The sequence below is a fragment of the Mesorhizobium marinum genome (assembly GCF_040813675.1).
Classification (GTDB): Bacteria; Pseudomonadota; Alphaproteobacteria; order Rhizobiales; family Rhizobiaceae; genus Mesorhizobium_K; species Mesorhizobium_K marinum.
The window spans coordinates 618,712-636,036 of the sequence record NZ_JBFOCI010000001.1 but is presented as its reverse complement, the minus strand read 5'-3'; the positions used below and the strand labels follow the sequence as shown (position 1 = coordinate 636,036).

19 protein-coding genes are annotated in these 17,325 nt (G+C 67.4%); 12 read left to right on the top strand and 7 right to left on the bottom strand.

Translation table 11 applies throughout. The features are described from left to right. Window positions 1-85 precede the first annotated feature (85 nt). Both ABUE31_RS02930 and ABUE31_RS02925 read left to right on the top strand, forming a co-directional pair. Window positions 86-1,453, top strand: coding sequence for a cytochrome P450 (locus ABUE31_RS02930; protein ID WP_367721996.1), 1,368 nt, complete (start codon window positions 86-88; stop codon window positions 1,451-1,453). A 174-nt stretch (window positions 1,454-1,627) separates the two neighbouring features. Beyond that, window positions 1,628-1,825: a hypothetical protein gene (locus ABUE31_RS02925; RefSeq protein WP_367721995.1), complete on the top strand. Its 198-nt coding sequence runs from the start codon at window positions 1,628-1,630 to the stop codon at window positions 1,823-1,825. A gap of 28 nt (window positions 1,826-1,853) precedes the next feature. Here ABUE31_RS02925 and ABUE31_RS02920 read toward each other — a convergent pair whose 3' ends face one another. Next, window positions 1,854-2,726 (bottom strand): dienelactone hydrolase family protein, encoded by an 873-nt coding sequence (locus ABUE31_RS02920; protein WP_367721994.1) that lies wholly within the window; start codon window positions 2,724-2,726, stop codon window positions 1,854-1,856. 185 nt (window positions 2,727-2,911) lie between these two features. On the opposite strand from ABUE31_RS02920, the gene ABUE31_RS02915 reads away from it, so the two are divergent. The 5 genes from ABUE31_RS02915 (at window position 2,912) to ABUE31_RS02895 (ending at window position 9,787) form a co-directional block, all read left to right on the top strand. Further along, window positions 2,912-3,571, top strand: a complete 660-nt coding sequence (locus tag ABUE31_RS02915) for a L,D-transpeptidase (RefSeq protein WP_367721993.1) — start codon at window positions 2,912-2,914, stop codon at window positions 3,569-3,571. A 10-nt stretch (window positions 3,572-3,581) separates the two neighbouring features. Beyond that, the gene (locus ABUE31_RS02910; RefSeq protein WP_367721992.1) at window positions 3,582-4,130 is read left to right on the top strand and encodes an OmpA family protein; all 549 of its coding nucleotides are present in this window, start codon (window positions 3,582-3,584) and stop codon (window positions 4,128-4,130) included. Window positions 4,131-4,295: 165 nt separating this feature from the next. Continuing rightward, complete coding sequence (locus ABUE31_RS02905; protein WP_367721991.1) at window positions 4,296-5,360, top strand: serine/threonine protein kinase; 1,065 nt, start codon at window positions 4,296-4,298, stop codon at window positions 5,358-5,360. A gap of 99 nt (window positions 5,361-5,459) precedes the next feature. After that, a complete protein-coding gene (locus ABUE31_RS02900; RefSeq protein ID WP_367721990.1) occupies window positions 5,460-8,153 on the top strand; it encodes an ATP-dependent helicase in 2,694 nt (897 codons plus the stop codon). A gap of 302 nt (window positions 8,154-8,455) precedes the next feature. Next, complete coding sequence (locus ABUE31_RS02895; protein ID WP_367721989.1) at window positions 8,456-9,787, top strand: tlde1 domain-containing protein; 1,332 nt, start codon at window positions 8,456-8,458, stop codon at window positions 9,785-9,787. A 10-nt stretch (window positions 9,788-9,797) separates the two neighbouring features. On the opposite strand, the gene ABUE31_RS02890 is transcribed toward ABUE31_RS02895, so the two are convergent. Next, complete coding sequence (locus ABUE31_RS02890) at window positions 9,798-10,079, bottom strand: hypothetical protein (RefSeq protein WP_367721988.1); 282 nt, start codon at window positions 10,077-10,079, stop codon at window positions 9,798-9,800. Between the two features lie 120 nt (window positions 10,080-10,199). Here ABUE31_RS02890 and ABUE31_RS02885 point away from each other — a divergent pair, with 120 nt between their 5' ends. Beyond that, window positions 10,200-11,060: an SDR family NAD(P)-dependent oxidoreductase gene (locus ABUE31_RS02885; protein WP_367721987.1), complete on the top strand. Its 861-nt coding sequence runs from the start codon at window positions 10,200-10,202 to the stop codon at window positions 11,058-11,060. Here ABUE31_RS02885 and ABUE31_RS02880 read toward each other — a convergent pair. Continuing rightward, window positions 11,057-11,698: a DapH/DapD/GlmU-related protein gene (locus ABUE31_RS02880; protein WP_367721986.1), complete on the bottom strand. Its 642-nt coding sequence runs from the start codon at window positions 11,696-11,698 to the stop codon at window positions 11,057-11,059. The two genes, ABUE31_RS02885 and ABUE31_RS02880, sit on opposite strands and share 4 nt — an antisense overlap. A gap of 42 nt (window positions 11,699-11,740) precedes the next feature. Next, a complete protein-coding gene (locus tag ABUE31_RS02875) occupies window positions 11,741-12,226 on the bottom strand; it encodes a CreA family protein (protein ID WP_367721985.1) in 486 nt (161 codons plus the stop codon). An 88-nt stretch (window positions 12,227-12,314) separates the two neighbouring features. Here ABUE31_RS02875 and ABUE31_RS02870 point away from each other — a divergent pair, with 88 nt between their 5' ends. From ABUE31_RS02870 to ABUE31_RS02860, 3 genes are read left to right on the top strand one after another with little or no spacing between them, the layout of a single operon-like run. Beyond that, window positions 12,315-12,518, top strand: coding sequence for a hypothetical protein (locus ABUE31_RS02870; protein ID WP_367721984.1), 204 nt, complete (start codon window positions 12,315-12,317; stop codon window positions 12,516-12,518). Between the two features lie 34 nt (window positions 12,519-12,552). Then, window positions 12,553-13,131: an SCO family protein gene (locus ABUE31_RS02865; RefSeq protein WP_367721983.1), complete on the top strand. Its 579-nt coding sequence runs from the start codon at window positions 12,553-12,555 to the stop codon at window positions 13,129-13,131. Window positions 13,132-13,136: 5 nt separating this feature from the next. Continuing rightward, on the top strand, window positions 13,137-14,009 hold the full coding sequence (locus ABUE31_RS02860; RefSeq protein WP_367721982.1) for a 50S ribosomal protein L11 methyltransferase: 873 nt from the start codon (window positions 13,137-13,139) through the stop codon (window positions 14,007-14,009). Here ABUE31_RS02860 and ABUE31_RS02855 read toward each other — a convergent pair whose 3' ends face one another. Continuing rightward, the gene (locus ABUE31_RS02855) at window positions 14,010-14,201 is read right to left on the bottom strand and encodes a hypothetical protein (protein WP_367721981.1); all 192 of its coding nucleotides are present in this window, start codon (window positions 14,199-14,201) and stop codon (window positions 14,010-14,012) included. Between the two features lie 200 nt (window positions 14,202-14,401). Here ABUE31_RS02855 and ABUE31_RS02850 point away from each other — a divergent pair, with 200 nt between their 5' ends. After that, on the top strand, window positions 14,402-16,246 hold the full coding sequence (locus tag ABUE31_RS02850) for an aminopeptidase P family protein (protein ID WP_367721980.1): 1,845 nt from the start codon (window positions 14,402-14,404) through the stop codon (window positions 16,244-16,246). 15 nt (window positions 16,247-16,261) lie between these two features. Here ABUE31_RS02850 and ABUE31_RS02845 read toward each other — a convergent pair whose 3' ends face one another. Further along, a complete protein-coding gene (locus ABUE31_RS02845; RefSeq protein ID WP_367721979.1) occupies window positions 16,262-16,555 on the bottom strand; it encodes an AzlD family protein in 294 nt (97 codons plus the stop codon). Then, the gene (locus ABUE31_RS02840) at window positions 16,552-17,265 is read right to left on the bottom strand and encodes an AzlC family ABC transporter permease (RefSeq protein ID WP_437344075.1); all 714 of its coding nucleotides are present in this window, start codon (window positions 17,263-17,265) and stop codon (window positions 16,552-16,554) included. Before ABUE31_RS02840 ends, ABUE31_RS02845 begins: the two co-directional genes overlap by 4 nt. Window positions 17,266-17,325 lie beyond the last annotated feature (60 nt).

The following is a 17,325-nucleotide window of genomic DNA, read 5'->3' as shown; positions in this document are numbered from 1 at the left end:
TCCTGCCCGCTGGACTTCCGCTCCGGGCCGCGTCTAACCTTGCCGGCGAGCCGTCGGGAATGAAAGTCCGTCACCGGGGATGCGGATGGGGGTCTACCACGTCGATGCATGGCGCACGCTGCCGCTCCTGGCGCGCATCGCCCGCGACCCGATCTCCGCGACCCGCGCGCTGCACGCGGCGCACGGCCCCTTCGTCCGGATCAGGGTGCCGTTTCCGACCAAGAGCGGCTCGCGGCAGGTCAGCCTGATCGCCGACTCGGATCTCTACCGGACCGTGATGTCGGACGGCAACCTGTGGGTCAACGTGCAGATCACCTGGGGCGGCATCCCCAACCATGCGTCGAACCGCCTGTCGCTCGGCATGACCCGGCTGAGGGGCGAACGGCACGAACACTACCGCAAGATGTTCGTCGCACCGCTGAAGCGCCCGGTGGTCGCCGCCATGAGCCCCGAAATGGCGCGGGTCGCGGCCGCCGAAATGGCGAAATGGCCGCGCGGCGTGCCGGTCGACCTGCAGCATGCGATCACGGTCATGACCACCAAGCTCGCGGTGGCGCTGCTGTTCGGCAGCGATTTCGAGCGCGCCCTGCCGATCACCGACCTCATCACCCGCCAGTTCAAGGCATTCCGGATCCTGCCGGGGCGGCACTACCTGCGCTGGGTGTGGAACGCGCCGAGGCAGGAACGCGCGATCATGGAATGGGCGGCGGAAAAGCGCGGCAACCGCGATGCGCACGACCTGCTTTCGGTGCTCGTCAACAATCCCGACCTCGACGGCCTGCCGCCATCGACGGAGATCATCTGCGGCATCATCTGCTTTCTCTATGCGGCCGCGTACGACACCTGCCTGAACGGCATCACATGGACGCTGCTGCTGCTGACGCAGCATCCGGAGATCATGCGGGCGCTGACGGCGGAGATCGAGGGGGCGCTGGACGGCGAACTGCCGACCATGGACCGGGTCGGCCAGTTGCTGCTGCTTGATCGCGTCATTCGCGAGGGCATGCGCCTGATGCCACCGGTGCCTCTGCAGATGCGCCGGGCCGGCTGGACGACGACGCTGGGCGGCGAGGCCGTCGAACATGGCGAGCGGACGCTGATCAGCAGTCACCTGATCTGCCGCGATCCCGGCGTCTACGACGAACCGGACAGCTTCAAGCCCGACCGCTGGCGCGCCGTCAGGCCGTCCCCCTTCCAGTATCCGGTGTTCGGGGCCGGCGGCCACATGTGCCCGGGCGTCACGTTCGGTCTTCAGATGGTCAAGATCGCGCTCTCGACCATCCTGTCGTCCGGCCGTATCGAACTCGCCAGGGCCATGCCGGTCGACTATCGCACGGCCGTGACCATGCAGCCGGTGGGCAAGGTCGACGTGGTCCTGCGCGACCGCACGGCGAAGCTGACCTACCCCCGCGCCTCGGGCGGTCTGGCCCGGCTCGTCGCCCTGCCCGGCTGACGGGCTCCGATCCGACTATTGCGCCGATGCAACATGCCCTGCCGAAATCGGGGTTAACGACCGGTAAACGGTGAAAAGCCTCGGCAGCGCCATTGATCCCCGCCGACGACTCGGCGGAACCTCCCGCCCGGAATCCTTCCCTCATCGATACGGGTGGTCTCGACGTTGGAACACATGAAGCAGGACATCGGAACGGTGGCGCACCGTCTGGCGGAGGACTACCGCCTGACCGACTACGATTTCTGGCGCGCCCTCAAGAACCTCGACAACGAGATCTACCGGATCTCCGACGACCGCCAGCCGATCCCGCTCGAGATGATCCGCTGGCGCGCCATCATCAAGCAGGCGCGCCACCGGCGCGGCCGCGGCTGACGCCGGCCCCCCCGATCCGAGCGGCGCCTCAGCCGAGCTTCTCCCTGAAGAAGGCGATCGTCCGCCCCCAGGCAAGGTCGGCCGCCGCCTTGTCGTAGCGCGCGGCCGACGTGTCGTTGTTGAAGGCGTGCTGGACGCCGTCGTAGACGTAGATCGTGAAATCCTTGCCGACCGCCTCCAGCGCCGCCTTGTAGGCGTCGATGCCGGCATTGATGCGCTCGTCCTGTCCGGCATAGTGCAGCAGCAGCGCGGCCTTGATCCGCGGCGCCGAGGCGGCGTCCGCCTGGCGGCCGTAGTAGGCGACGCCGGCCCCAAGGTCGGGCGACGCCACCGCAAGGTTGTTCACCGCGCCGCCGCCCCAGCAGAAGCCGACCGCGCCGACCTTGCCGCTGCTCAGGTCGTGCGACTTCAGGAATTCCACGGTCGCGACGCCGTTGGCCACGGTCTGCGCGGCGTCGAGCTGGCCGATCATCTCGCGCGCCTTGTCCTCGTCGGACGGCGTGCCGCCGAGCGGCGACAGAAAGTCGGGCGCCAGCGCCAAAAATCCTTCCAGCGCAACGCGCCGCGCCACGTCGCGGATATGCGCGTTGAGGCCTCGGTTCTCATGGATGACGATGACGGCCGGCAGCTTGCCGGTCTGCCCGGCGGGGCGCACCAGGTAGCCAGTCATGTCGCCGGCCGAGCCCGGCCATGTGATGTCCTCGCCGATCAGCCTTGCGTCGTCGGCCGCCACGATCTCGGCAGCCGCGGGATTGGCCGCAAGCAGCGACGCGATCGCCGCCGCCGCCGCGCCCGAGCCGGCCAGCCTGGTCAGCTTTTCCATGAAGCCGCGGCGGTCGAGCGTCAGGTGCGTGTACTCGTCGTAGGCGTCGATCATCGCCTGCGTGATGGTCGGTTTCATGCCGATCTCCTCAAAATCCGATCCGCACACCAGATCAGCAGCCGCCCGAGGTCCAATCACAGATGGGTGAGGTCGCGGCGCCCGAACCTGCATCGGCCCACCGGTAAGTTGCCGGAAATGTATCGTTATTGTATGCTGCGGTCACAACAACTGGCCGCTGACAGGCCATGCCGTGGAGGGGTACCATGGAATTCAACCGTCGCGAGCTTGTGCTGGGGGCACTGGCTGCGGCTGCCGCCGGCACTGCATCGGTTCCCGCCGCCGCGAAGGCGTCCTGGTACGCCGGAACCGCCGTCGACAACGGCGTCACCTTCAAGCTGACCAACTTCAACGCCATCGACAAGCGCTGGCACAAGCAGATGGTCAAGTACAAGTCGGCCGAACCGGCCGGGACCGTCGTCGTCGATACGCGCCACCACTACCTCTACCTGATCATGGAGAACGGCACGGCGATCCGCTACGGCGTCGGCGTCGGCCGCGAGGGCTTCCAGTGGTTCGGGCGCGCCAACATCGACCGCAAGGCGCTGTGGCCGAAATGGACGCCGCCGCCCGAGATGCGCGCGCGCCAGCCCAACCTCCCGGTCTCCGTCGAGGGCGGCGCGCCGACCAATCCGCTCGGCCCGCGCGCGCTCTACCTCTTCAGCGGCAATGGCGACACCGGCTACCGTCTGCACGGCACGCTCGAGCCGGGCAGCATCGGCAAGGACGTGTCCTCCGGCTGCATCCGCATGTTCCCGGAACATGTGATCGACCTCTACCAGCGCTGCCCGATCGGAACGGCGACGCAGGTCCTGCCTCACATCGCGGACCGGGCTCCCCCGGCTGACGACACCCAGAACGGATGAGCCCATCGCGATGAAAACGGCATTGAAGATGGCGCGGGCCGGCGTGTTCGCCGGCCTTTTGGCGTTCGCGGCCTCGTGCAGCACCACCAGCGGCACGCTCACCCCCACCAACCCCGCCGACACGCTGCCCTCGCAGGCCGGCGGCAGCACCGACGACGTCGCGGCGGGCTTCGAGAACGTGCAGCCTGGCTCCGAGCAGGATTTCATCCTGTCGGCGGGCCGCCGCATCTACTTCACCCAGGGATCGGCCGCCCTCGACGAGACTGCGAAGGCGACCATCGACAACCAGATCGCGTTCCTGCGCAAATACCCGAAGTGGTTCGCCAAGCTGCAGGGCTTTGCCGACGATCCGGGCGGCAACGCCAAGATGGTCCAGCTTTCGCAGCAGCGCGCCGACGCGGTGATGAACTACATGATATCGGGCGGCATCGAACCCGGCCGCCTCTGGGCCAAGGGCTACGGCAAGGAGCGCGTCGTGCGCGAATGCACCGACCGGGCCTGCAAGGTGCAGAACCGCCGCGTCATCACCAACCTTCGCCTGCAGCGCGAAACCGACTAGCGCGACCAGGCAGTCACGCCAGGAAACGCGCCCTTGCGGCGCGTTTTTTTTGCGACAACTCCAACTTGCGGCGGATCAGGCAGTCCGGCCGCCTGCCGCGGCGGCGCGGGGGCTTGCCTGCCGCGCCATGCTTCTCTAGGAACGCCGGCAACGTTCGGGCAAGGCATGACAGACTTCGTTTCACAGACCGTGCTCAAGCGCGATCTCTTTTCGGAGACGCACAAGGGGCATCTGGCCGGGGCGCCGGACCAGGCGGCCGCGCGCCGCGTGGTCACTGCCGCGCCGCTGTGGTCGCGGCCGCTGGCATGGCTGCTGGCCAACCGCGAGATCAGGGCGCTGCGTGCCGTCGCCGACATCGAGGGCACCCCCCATCTCATCTCCGTCGACGACGACGGACTGTTGCGGACATGGACGGACGGCGCGCCGCTGCACCTGGCGAGGCCGGACGACCCGCGCTGGTTCGCCGATGCGTTCCGCCTGCTGCGCGCCCTGCGCCGCGCCGGCATCACCCACAACGACCTCGCCAAGCCGCAGAACTGGCTGATGACCCCGGACGGGCGCGCGGCCGTGATCGACTTCCAGCTGGCGTCGCGCCACCGGCGGCGGGGCCTCGTCTACCGGCTGATGGCCTACGAGGATTTCCGCCACCTCTTGAAGCAGATGCGGTCCTTCGCGCCGCACCTGATGACGCCGACCGCGAAGCGCCTGCTGAAGCGGCGCTCGCTGCCGAGCCGCATCTGGATGGCCACCGTCAAGCCGATCTACAATCTGGTCACGCGCGGCGTCTTCCGCTGGTCCGACGGCGAAGGCACCGGCGACAGGCTGCATCACCAGGGATCGGCCATCCGCAAGGCCCTGCTCGCCGTGCCGGGCACGCGCGACGTGGCGCTGACCACCTATCCGCTACCCAAGAAGACCAAGGGTGTCGGCATCTACGCCTTCGTCGAGACCGACCGCGCCGACGCGCCCGCCGCCCTGCAGGCGGCGCAGAAGAAGCTCGGCTCGGCATGCGCCGATCTCATCCAGCCGGTTGCCGCCCTGCCCCGCGCCAGGGACGGCGAGCCGAGGCTCGACATTCTGAACCTGATCGGCCTCAATCAGGTCACGGCGCTGAAGGCGCTTGTCGGCGACGACGCCGGCCTTGCCGCGACGGTGCAGCCGATCGTCGAGGGTCGCCTCAACTTCTCCGACCGACGCTTCAAGCCGAAGAGGCCGGCTCCGCCGCGCTAGGCTTCCGACCATTACGGACGCAATTGCAGACCGGTCGCGCTCGCCGCGGACCCTGCGTCATGCTGGCCTTTCGGCGGCGAATCACTACATTCGGAACAAATGGTGGACTTTCCCGACGACATGCCCTTCTTCGACGAGGAGCCGATGCCCCGCGCAGGCGTTCCGCGGCGCGACGAAGCAGCACCCGCGCCCCGCCCTGCAGGCGGCATCGCCGCCCGCGCCATGGCCGCGCGCGCCGGCCACAACCAGCCGCCCGACTATCTGAAGGGTCTCAATCCGGAGCAGCGCCTGGCCGTGGAGACCACCGAGGGCCCCGTTCTGGTTCTAGCCGGCGCCGGCACCGGCAAGACCCGCGTGCTCACCACCCGCATCGCCCACATCCTGGCCACCGGCCGCGCCTACCCCTCGCAGATCCTCGCCGTCACCTTCACCAACAAGGCCGCGCGCGAGATGAAGCAGCGCATCGGCATGCTGATCGGCGACGAGAATGTCGAGGGCATGCCGTGGCTCGGCACCTTCCACTCGATCGGCGTCAAGCTCCTGCGCCGCCATGCCGAGCTGGCTGGCCTGCGCTCCGACTTCACCATCCTCGACACCGACGACGTCATCCGCCTGCTCAAGCAGCTGATCCAGGCGGAAGGCCTCGACGACAAGCGCTGGCCGCCGCGCCAGTTCGCCATGATGATCGACGGCTGGAAGAACAAGGGCCTCGGTCCCGACAGGATCCCGGAAGGCGACGCGCGCAGCTTCGCCAACGGCAAGGGCCGCGAGCTCTTCCGCGCCTACCAGGAACGGCTGAGGACGCTGAACGCCTGCGACTTCGGCGACCTCCTGTGCCACCCGATCAGCATCTTCCGCGAAAACCCCGACATCCTGAAGGAGTACCACCGGAAGTTCCGCTACATCCTGGTCGACGAATACCAGGACACCAACACGGCGCAGTACCTCTGGCTGCGGCTGCTCGCGCAACGACCCATGTCGAAAGCCGACAACGTTCCGGCCGAAGGCCGCAAGTCCGACCGGACGCCGGCCGGCCAGGCCGCCCCCGCGGAGGGCCAGCCGCCGGAGGCGGCGGTGCGGCCCGTGAGCGAAAACAATCAGCAGCAAATTAACATTTGCTGCGTCGGCGACGACGACCAGTCGATCTATGGCTGGCGCGGGGCGGAGGTCGACAACATCCTGCGCTTCGACAAGGATTTTCCGGGCGCCACCATCATCCGGCTGGAGCGCAACTACCGCTCGACGGCGCACATCCTCGGCGCCGCCTCGCACCTGATCGCGCACAACGAGGGCCGCTTCGGCAAGACGCTGTTCACCGAACGCAACGATCCCGAGGACGGCAAGGTATTGGTGCACAACTCGTGGGATTCCGACGAGGAGGCCCGCGCCGTCGGCGAGGAGATCGAGCAGGCGCAGCGCCGCGGCCACAGCCTGAACGACATCGCGATCCTCGTGCGCGCTTCGTTCCAAATGCGCTCCTTCGAGGACCGCTTCATCGAGATCGGCCTGAACTACCGCGTCATCGGCGGCCCGCGCTTCTACGAACGCCAGGAAATCCGCGATGCATTGGCGTATTTTCGCGTCGTGGCGCAGGGTGCGGACGACCTTGCTTTCGACCGCATCGTCAATGTTCCAAAGCGCGGGCTGGGTGATAGTGCAACTCGCGAGATCAGCGAAGCGGCGCGCAGACTTGGCAAGCCCAAGTTGGAGGCAGCTGGAATTCTCGCTGAAAGTGACGAGTTGAGGTCCAAAACGACGCGATCATCGCTTCGCGAGGTGGTCGCCAATTTTGCTAGATGGCAGGCGGCTCTTGAAAACACGCCGCACACCGAGCTCGCCGAGACCATTTTAGAGGAGTCCGGCTACACCGACATGTGGAAGAAGGACCGCTCGGCCGAAGCCCCCGGCCGGCTGGAAAACCTCAAGGAGCTCATCCGCTCCATGGAGGAATACGAGTCGATGCGCTCCTTCCTGGAGCATGTCGCGCTCGTCATGGAAGCAGAACAGAACGCCGGCCAAGACGCAGTCACCATCATGACACTGCACTCGGCCAAGGGGCTGGAGTTCGACACCGTGTTCCTGCCCGGCTGGGAGGAAGGTCTCTTTCCCCACCAGCGCGCGCTCGACGAGGGCGGCCGCTCCGGTCTGGAGGAGGAGCGCCGACTGGCCTACGTCGGACTGACACGCGCGAAAAAACATCTGCATGTTTGGTTCGTGTCCAACAGACGCATCCATGGGCTTTGGCAAGGAACGCTCCCTTCGCGCTTCCTCGAAGAACTGCCGGACGCGCATATTGAAACCCCTGAATCCAACAATTCCTACGGCGGCTACGGCAACCCCTATGGCGGCGGCTCCTTCGCCTCGGGCCGTGGCGGACAGGGACGGCGCAATCCATACGGCGCCTCGCGCTTCGACAACGTCGGCGAAGGCAGCGGCGCCTTCTCCAACACCTACTCCACGCCCGGCTGGGCGCGCGCCCAGCAAAACCGGACAGAGGCGACCGACCGCAACTGGGGCACGCGCTCCGGCCACCAGGTCGAGCGCATCGGCTATGGCGAGACCGATTCCGGCTATGGCGCCGGCCGCACTTCGGTGAAGGGCCGCACCATCGAGGGCGAACTGGTCGCCAAGTCGGTCTCCGACACGCCCTCCCCATTCCAGGTCGGCGACCGCGTCTTCCACCAGAAGTTCGGCAACGGCAACGTCGCCGCCGTCGAAGGCAACAAGCTCACCATCGACTTCGACAAGGCCGGCCAGAAAAAGGTTCTGGACGGGTTCGTCCGGCCGGCCTGATCCGGATGCCTTACGTTAGGTAATCCTTTTTCGCCGGCCATATCAGCCGCTTGGCCGCAATATTTCCTTGTTTTGTTGAGACTGCTCCCGGCGGGTTCGGGCGCGATTTCGATCGCGAAAAAAGCAACGGGACGGGCAATCGCCCGCAATTCGGGGACCGGGGCAAAGGTTGGTTAACCATCTTTGTCCATCCTTTTATCAATCGGCAACAGGAACCGGGGCGCCGGCGTGGCGCGCCAGACCATGTCGCAACGGCGCGGCGCATTCCCGCCGCCCGCAGGATCGGTTGAGAGTGAGTGTGAATGGCGTTTCATGACAGGGGGATCGGGGACAACGATTCCAGGGCCGGTTCCGGCAGTCTTTCACGGGAAATCCTGAGCGCGGTTCGCTGGGCGGCTGTTCCCTGCGCCGTGGTCTTCGTCGCCTCCTGGTCGGTCGCGACGCTGGCGGGTCTGCATTCGGCGGCCGCCCGTATCCAGGCCGAAAGCTTCCTCGTAGCCGGCCTGCCGGCGCAGGTGCAACTGGTGCGGCCGGCAACGACGCCCGTCGTGCGTCCCCTCGGCCAGCCGGTCGCCGCGCGGCTCGACCAGCCGCTTCGCACCGCTCCGGCGCAGCCGCAGGCTGCCGGAAAACCCGCCATGCAGCCGCCGGTCGATCCCTTCGCCAGGATCGTCGCCGAGGCAAAGCTGTCGCGCCAGAAGCTGGTCGCCGCCTTCGCCAGCGCCGGCATGACGGTCACAGCCGACGAACCGGACGAAGCCCCTCAGGCGGTCCAGGTGGCGTCGATCGCGCCCGTCGCGGCGCGCTTTCATCGCGAAGCCGAAAGCGTGCAGGACCTGGACGCCGGCGCGCTTGCCCACCCGCTGGTCGGCCCGACCGGCCTGAGCGTCGAACTCGCCTATGCCGCCGTCGATGAGAGCCCGGCCGATCCGGTCGAGCTCGCGCTGGCGTCGCTTGGCGACGAATTCCCCGACAACATCTTTGAGGGCGACGACGGCATTGCCGCCGACGGCGCTATGCCCGAACTCGCGGCGCTGCCGACTGCCCGTCCCGATCGTGGGCCGGCTGCCTCTGGGCGCAAGCCGCAGGACGCGCGGTCGAACAAGCCTGCCTCGAACGAACGGGCCGAGCCCCAGGCGCTCGCCTACGCCCGGCCGGACAATCCCGGGGGCCGCGCTTTCGGCAAACTCTTCAAGACGCCGAACGCCGGCGACAAGGTCGCCGTCTATGATATCTCCGCCGCCGTGGTGCACATGCCCGACGGCACCAGGCTGGAAGCCCATTCCGGCATCGGCAAGATGGCCGACAACCCGCGCTATGTGCATGTGAAGATGCGGGGACCGACGCCGCCCAACACCTACAAGCTGTCGATGCGGGAAAAGCTCTTCCACGGCGTCGAGGCGATCCGCATGACGCCGATCGGCGAGCAGACCATGCACGGCCGCGACGGCATGCTGGCGCATTCCTACCTGCTTCGCGGCGGGCGCGAGGAATCGCACGGCTGCGTCGCCTTCGCAAACTATCCGAAGTTCCTGAAGGCCTTCAAACAGGGCAAGGTCACCCATCTGGTCGTGGTGCCCAGTCTCTCAAAGGCAAAGGTGCAGTTGGCGTCGTCCAGCGGGCGGGGAGGCTAGGGGCCGGCCCCTACCCCCGCATCTCCTTGACCTTTTCCGCCGCGGTCGCGGCGAGGTCGGCGTAGCGGGATTCCAGCGCGCGCGCCTTGTCCAGCACCGGGAAGTCGTGCCCCATGCCCTCGAGCACGGTCTTCAGCTTCTCGACGAATTCGGCCTGCTTCTCGAGCTCGGAAAACAGCGCAGTGACCTGCTCCAGCGAGATCTCCGGATTGCCAAGCACCTTGGGCACCAGCTTGAGCATCTTGTTGCCGGCGCGGATTTCGTCGTCCAGTATCTTCAGCCAGTCCGCCACGCAGTTCTCCGTATTCGCGTCCGTTCAGACCGACACATACCCCCGGAGCGCCGATTGGGCAAAGCGCGTGCGAAAACCGCGGCCGCCAGGCCGGAACCGAGCAGACCGAGGAAAAGCGACATGAACGCCGAAATCACCGAGATCGCAGCCCTTGCCCCGGGACGCACCGCAGTCATCACCGGGGGCGCGAGCGGCATCGGGCTCGCCGCCGCCAGGCGCTTCTGCGCCGCGGGCATGAATGTCGTGATCGCGGATCTCGAGGGCACGGCGCTTGACGCGGCCGCGACGGCCGTCTCGCAGGCGGCCGGCGGCGCAGACCGGGTCCTCGCCGTCGCCTGCGACGTCGCCAGGCCTGGCGACCTCGTCGCACTGGCCGACGCCGCCTATGCCAGGTTCGGCGACGTCTCGTTCCTGATGAACAATGCCGGTGTCGGCGCCAATCCCGGCAAGCCCTGGCAGAATCTCGATGCCTGGAAGGCGCTCATCGACGTCAATCTCTGGGGCGTGGTGCACGGCGTGCAGGCCTTTGCCGAGCGCATGCTGGCACAGGCAATGCCGGCGATAATCGTCAACACCGGTTCCAAGCAGGGCATCACCACGCCGCCCGGCAACCTCGCCTACAATGTCTCGAAGTCTGCGTTGAAGACCTACACGGAAGGGCTGGCGCACGCGCTGCGCAACGAGCCGGGCGCGGCCGTCTCGGCGCATCTCCTCATCCCCGGCTTCACCTTCACCGGCATGAGCGGCGGCACGACGACGAAGGCGCCGGGCGCCTGGACCGGCGAGCAGGTCGTCGACTTCATGCTGCAGTCGCTGGCGCGGGGCGATTTCTATATCCTGTGCCCGGACAACGAGACCGACCGCCGCACCGACGAGCGGCGCATGGCCTGGGCGGTCGGCGACATCATCGAGAACCGCCCGGCGCTGTCGCGCTGGCACCCCGACTACGGCGGCGCCTTCGCGGAGTTCCTGAAGGGCTAGCCGTCAGCGCCCGACCAGCGATCGAGAAACTCTTCGATCGCCAGCGTCTGCATGTCGGGGATCGCGTCGGCGAGTCTGGCGACCGGCCAGTCCCACCAGGCGAGCGCCTCGATGCGCGCCGCGATCTCCGGCGCGAAGCGGGGCCTCAGTCGCCGCGCCGGCGATCCCGCGACGATCTCATAGGCGTCGACGTCCCGCGTCACCACGGCATTGGCGCCGATCACCGCCCCGTTGCCGATCGACACGCCGGGCAGGACGACCGCGCCATGGCCGATCCAGACGTCGTGGCCGATCCGCACGCTTCTTGCCTGGCGACGCTCCTTGAAGGCGCGGTCGACGCCCAGCCACCGGAAATATTCGTTCGGGCGGTAGCTCACCTTGTGCTGGGTGATGCGTTCTATCGGATGTTCCAGCGCGTTGATGCGCGTGTTCGCGGCGATCGAGCAGAACTTGCCGATCCTGGCGTAGATCGCCTCGACGTTGCGTTCGAAATAGGTGAAGTCGCCGACCGTCACCTCGCGCAGGACCACGCGTTCGCCGATCGCCGCGTAGCGCCCGAGCCGGCACGACTTCAGCTCGGCCGTCGGGTGGATGCGCGGCTCGGGGTCCTTGAAGCGCAGTTCGTCCGGTCGTTCCATGCTCGCGGCTTTACGCTGCCAGGCCTTCCCCGGCAAGCAGGGCTATTTCGGCTTGCCCTGCTCCCAGACGACGTCCTGGCCGAACAGCGGAACGGTCGTCATCGACATCTTGGCCGACCCGTCCTGCACCTGGCGCGAATGCGCGAGGTAGATCAGCGTGTCGTTTTCCTTGTCGTAGATGCGGTTCACCACCTGCTCCTTCCAGATCAGGCTGATGCCCTGCCTGAAGATCTCCTCGCCGCCTTCCCCGAGCGCGATGTCGCCGATCCGGATGGGCCCGGTCTGCCGGCAGGAGATCGCGGTGTCCGAGGGGTTCTCGAACCAGTTGCCCTTCTGCAGCCGGTCGATCACGCCGCGGTCGAAATAGGAGACGTGGCAGGTGACGCCGTCGACCTCGGGATCCTTGATCGCCTCCACGATGATGTCGTTGCCGAGCCAGTCGACGCCCACCTCGCCCACCTGCTGGGCGACGGCCGGCGTCGCCAGAAGCAGTGCGCCGAGAAGTCCCGTCAAGCCGATCTGCCGCATCACATTCTCCTGATCTCCAGAACCCGCCATGAAGTGGGGCGGCTTTTCCGGCGTTTCAATGGAGCATCGCCTGCTCCGGCGCGGCATCATGGCCCTTTTTCGGCGGGGCATGGCGGTCTATATCATGCGCATGAAGCAGCTTTCGCACCCGTCCTCGGCGACGGTCGCCAGGATCGCGCTCGGTGTTGCGCTGGTCGCGGCGGCGACGGGCGTGGCGTTTGCGTCCTGGATCGACAAGGGCGCGGCCATCTTCATGGCCACGGTCGAGTCCGGCCTGGCCTGGTGCTTCTGATCACGCGAAGCGGCAACGGGCGGAACCAGCCATCATGATGCGCAGCATTCTCGTCGGCATCCTCGTGCTCATGGCGGCCGGCATCGGTTTCCTGACCTTTCAATGGTACAGCCAGAGGAGCGCCGGCGAAGCCTACGGCGCGCCCTTCACCCTGACCGACCAGGCCGGCGCGCCGATCACCGAGGTCGCGTTCCGCGGCCAGCCGAGCGCGGTCTTCTTCGGCTTCACGCATTGCCCGGAAGTCTGCCCGACGACGCTGTTCGAGCTCGACGGCTGGCTGAAGGAACTCGGCGACGACGGCAAGAACCTGCGCGCCTATTTCGTGACGGTCGACCCCGAGCGCGATACGGCCGAGATCCTGAACACCTATGTCAGCAACGTATCCGACCGCATCACCGGCATAACCGGCGAGCCGGACAAGGTCCACGCGATGGCCAAGGCCTTCGGCATCTACTGGCGCAAGGTCGATCTCGACGACGGCGACTACACGATGGACCATACCGCATCGGTCATCCTGCTCGACTCGGACGGCGCCTTCGCCGGCACGATCGCCTACGAGGAAAACCCCGAGACAGCGCTCGCCAAGCTGAAGCGGCTGGCGGCCAAGGGCTGACCATCATGGGCCAGACCCGCCTCCACGTCACGACCGACGCCGCCGGGTCGGATCGGCTCTTCATGGCTCTGGAAGCCGCGTTCGAGGACGACGGGCTGCCGATTTCGGTCTTCGACCTCGACGAGGCGAACGGGGTGAAGGAGGTTTCGCTCTACGCCGACGACGGCGTCGACGACATCGAGCGCAGGATGCGCGCGGTCATGCAGGGCATCGGCCTCACCGCGGCCGTGGAGCGCGAGGTCCTGCCGGACATCGACTGGGTCGCAAAGTCGCTGGAGGGATTGCAGCCGGTCCATGCCGGCCGCTTCCTGGTGCATGGCTCGCACGACCGCCACCGGCGCAGGCCGGGCGACCTGGCGATCGAGATCGAGGCCGGCCTCGCCTTCGGCACCGGCCACCACGGCACGACGGCCGGCTGCCTCGAAATGATCGAGACGGTCGTGCGCCGCGAGAAGCCGCGCAATGCGCTCGACCTCGGTACCGGAAGCGCCGTGCTCGCCATCGCGCTGGCCAGGCTGGCGCACATCCCGGTGCTGGCGACCGACATCGACCCGATCGCAACCCGCGTCGCCGCCGACAACGCGCGGCTGAACGGCGTGAGCCGCTATGTCGATGCGCGCACCGCGGTGGGGTTCCAGGCCGCCATCTTCGGGCAGCGCGCGCCCTTCGACCTGATCGTCGCCAACATCCTGGCCCGGCCGTTGATGAAGATGGCGCCGGACATGGCGCGCTTTCTTGGCGGCGGACGCTCCCTGATCCTGTCAGGCATCCTGGAGCGCCAGCGCGACGCGGTCATCGCCGCCTATGTCGGACAGGGGTTCAGGCACATCCGCACGCTGTGGCGCGGCGAATGGGTCACGCTCCACCTGAAGCGCTGACTACATCCAGTAGCGGTTGGAAGATCCGCGGCGCATCAGTTCGGCGCGGCTGTAGCCGTGGCTCTTCAGCGTATCGTCGTCGAGCGCCAGCAGCACGCCGTTGACGTAGCGCTCGGCTTCGAGCTGGCGCGCTTCCATCAGGGCCTTGAGGGCGTTGCGGAAAAGTCCTGGCTTGTTGGCGGTCGCAGTCATCGTCGTTCTCCTTCATGGAACGGGATTGCAACTCCTCCACGGCTTTCGATGTAGGCGCTTCGCGCCCGCGCGAACAGAGCCGACATTGCATGGCTGCCATTCGGCATTCGCATGATGGCGCGTGGCCCAACCGCCTGCGTTGCAACGGCACCGCCGGGCGGCTAGATTCCCACCGTCTATCGATGCGGAAAGCAGGCGTCATGTTCCAGGATTTCGACGAGGTTAACGACCCATCGAAGGGTCGCGAACGCGTTGCGCGGCTGCGCGAATGGCTGGCCGGCAATCAGCTCGACGGGTTCGTCGTGCCGCGTTCCGACGAGCATCAGGGCGAATACGTGCCGGCTTGCTCGGAGCGGTTGAAGTGGCTGACCGGGTTCTCCGGGTCCGCCGGCGTCGCCATCGTGCTGGCGAACCGCGCCGTCATCTTCGTCGACGGCCGCTACACCCTGCAGGTCCGCGACCAGTCCGACCCGGACGTCTTCACCTTCGAGAGCCTGATCGAGAACCCACCGCCGAAATGGATCAAGGCCAATCTCGGCAAGGGCGCCCGGCTCGCTTTCGATCCCTGGCTGCACACCATCGCCGAGGTCGAGGCGCTGACCGAAGCGGCCGGCAAGGTCGGCGCCGTGCTTGCGCCGGTCGAGGCCAATCCGATCGATGCGCTGTGGGACAGCCGGCCGAACCCGCCTCTCGAGCCGGTCGAGATCCATCCCATCGAATTCGCCGGCGAATTGGCGCGGGACAAGCTGGCCAGGCTCGCGGAGGCGATCAGCGGCGACGGCGCCACCCACGCGGTGCTGACCGACCCGTCCTCGCTCGCCTGGGCCTTCAACATCCGCGGCGCCGACGTGCCGCACACGCCGCTGGCGCTCGGCTTCGCGATCCTCGCCGCCGACGGATCGCACCGACTGTTCATCGACAAGCGCAAGCTCCCCATCAAGACGAAGGCCTACCTGACGCAGCTTGCCGAGTTGCGTCCGCCGTCGGCGCTCGAGGACGAGGTTGCGTCGCTCGCCCGGAGCGGCGCAAAGATCGCGCTCGACCCCTCCCTTGCCGCCGAACGGCTGCGCATGCTGGTCACCGGGAATGGCGGCGACGTCGTCAAGGCGGCCGACCCGGCGCGCATCCCCCGCGCCACCAAGAACGGCGCCGAGATCGCCGGCGCGCGCGCCGCCCACCGGCGCGACGGCGCGGCGGTCGCAAAGCTGCTCTGCTGGCTCGACCGGAAGCAACCTGGCTCGCTCGACGAGATCGCGGTCGTGCGACAGCTCGAGGAGATGCGTCGCGTCACCGGCGACGAGACGCAGATGCCGCTTCGCGAGGTATCCTTCGCGACCATCGCCGGCGCCGGCCCGAACGGCGCCATCATCCACTACCGTGTCTCCAGCGAGACCAACCGCAGGCTCGGCGACGGCGAATTGTTCCTGCTCGATTCGGGCGGCCAGTACCAGGACGGCACGACCGACATCACGCGCACCGTTCCCATCGGCCCGCCGACCGACGAGATGCGCACCCGCTACACCCTCGTCCTGAAGGGCGTGATCGAGATTTCGATGCTGCGTTTTCCGGCAGGCGTGCGCGGGGCGGACATCGACGCGGTGGCGCGGCTCGCGCTCTGGAAGGCCGGGCTCGACTATGCGCACGGCACCGGCCACGGCGTCGGGTCCTACCTGTCGGTCCACGAGGGTCCGCAACGGATCGCCAAGACCGGTGTCGAAAAGCTCCTCGCCGGCATGATCCTCTCCAACGAGCCGGGCTACTACAAGCCGGGCAGCTACGGCATCCGGCTGGAAAACCTGATCCTGGTCACGCCCGCGGAAGACCTGCCAGGTGGCGACATCGCCATGCATGCGTTCGAGACGCTGACGCTGGCTCCGTTCGACAAGCGCCTGCTGCGGACGAGCCTGCTCACCCGCGACGAGCTGCACTGGCTGGACGAGTACCACGCCCGCGTGCTCCGCGAGGTCGGGCCGATGGTCGGCGGCGAGGTTCTGGCCTGGCTGGAAGCCGCGACGGCGCCGCTGCCGCGCGACGACAAGGACTAGAACCGCGAAGGACGCTCAGGCGACGAACTGACGTCCCACGACAAGCACCACGGCGCCGACCAGGAACATGGTCAGCAACCCGGCCCGCAGGGAGACGATCGCGGCCACCGCCAGCGCCACCAGTTCGGCCGGACCCGCCTGCACGGCGGCCGGCGCCACCAGCGTGGTCAGGACGGCCGCCGGCACGGCGTTCAGGCCGGCCTCGACCGGATGCACGCGATCGAAGCGCGACAGCACGAGGTGGCCGCCGACCCGCGTGAGGTAGGTCAGGATCGCGCCCCAGAAGATGATCCACAGCGTCGAGGTCATGGCGCGTCCGCGCTGTCCTCAGCCGCCTTGACCGGCAGGATGGCGGCCAGCGCGATCCCGGCGACTGCCCCGACCGAGACATGCCAGGGCGAGCCGATCGTGTAGTGTGCGGCTATCGAAGCGACGGCGCTGGTCGCCACGATCGGCAGCCAGTAGGGCCGCTTGCGGAATCCCATCACCATGCCGAGGAAGTAGATCGGCAGCAGGAAGTCGATGCCGAGCGCCCTTGGGTCGGGGACCAGCTTGCCGAACATGGCGCCGATGGCGCTTTCGGCGAGCCACGGCACGTAGATCGCGATTCCCATGCCCATGTACCAGGCAAAGCTGACGCGGCGCCCGCTCTCCGCGCGGCGCTCGGTCTCGGCATATTGCGGATCGGTCAGCAGGAAGAAACCGAGCGCTTGCTGGTACGCCGGCCAATGGTCGATTCTCGGGCCGATCGCCGCCGAATACAGCACGTGGCGAAAATTCACCGCGACGATCGACAGCACGACCAGCCAGGGTGCGATGTGCTGGCCGAACAGTTCGATGCCCACCATCTGGCTGGCGCCGCCGTAGATCGCGGCGCTCATCAGCGTGGCGTCTGCGACGCTCAGGCCGTTCTCGACCGCCAGCGCGCCGAACAGCAGGCCGAATGGCGCGGCGGCGACGACCACGGGGATCGCCGACTTCATGCCCTCAACGAAGGATCGGGCCGTCGAGATGGTCATGCTGCGGTCATGGAATGCGTCGGCGGACATCGCGGTTTCCGGGTAGGCAGCGAGCTATAG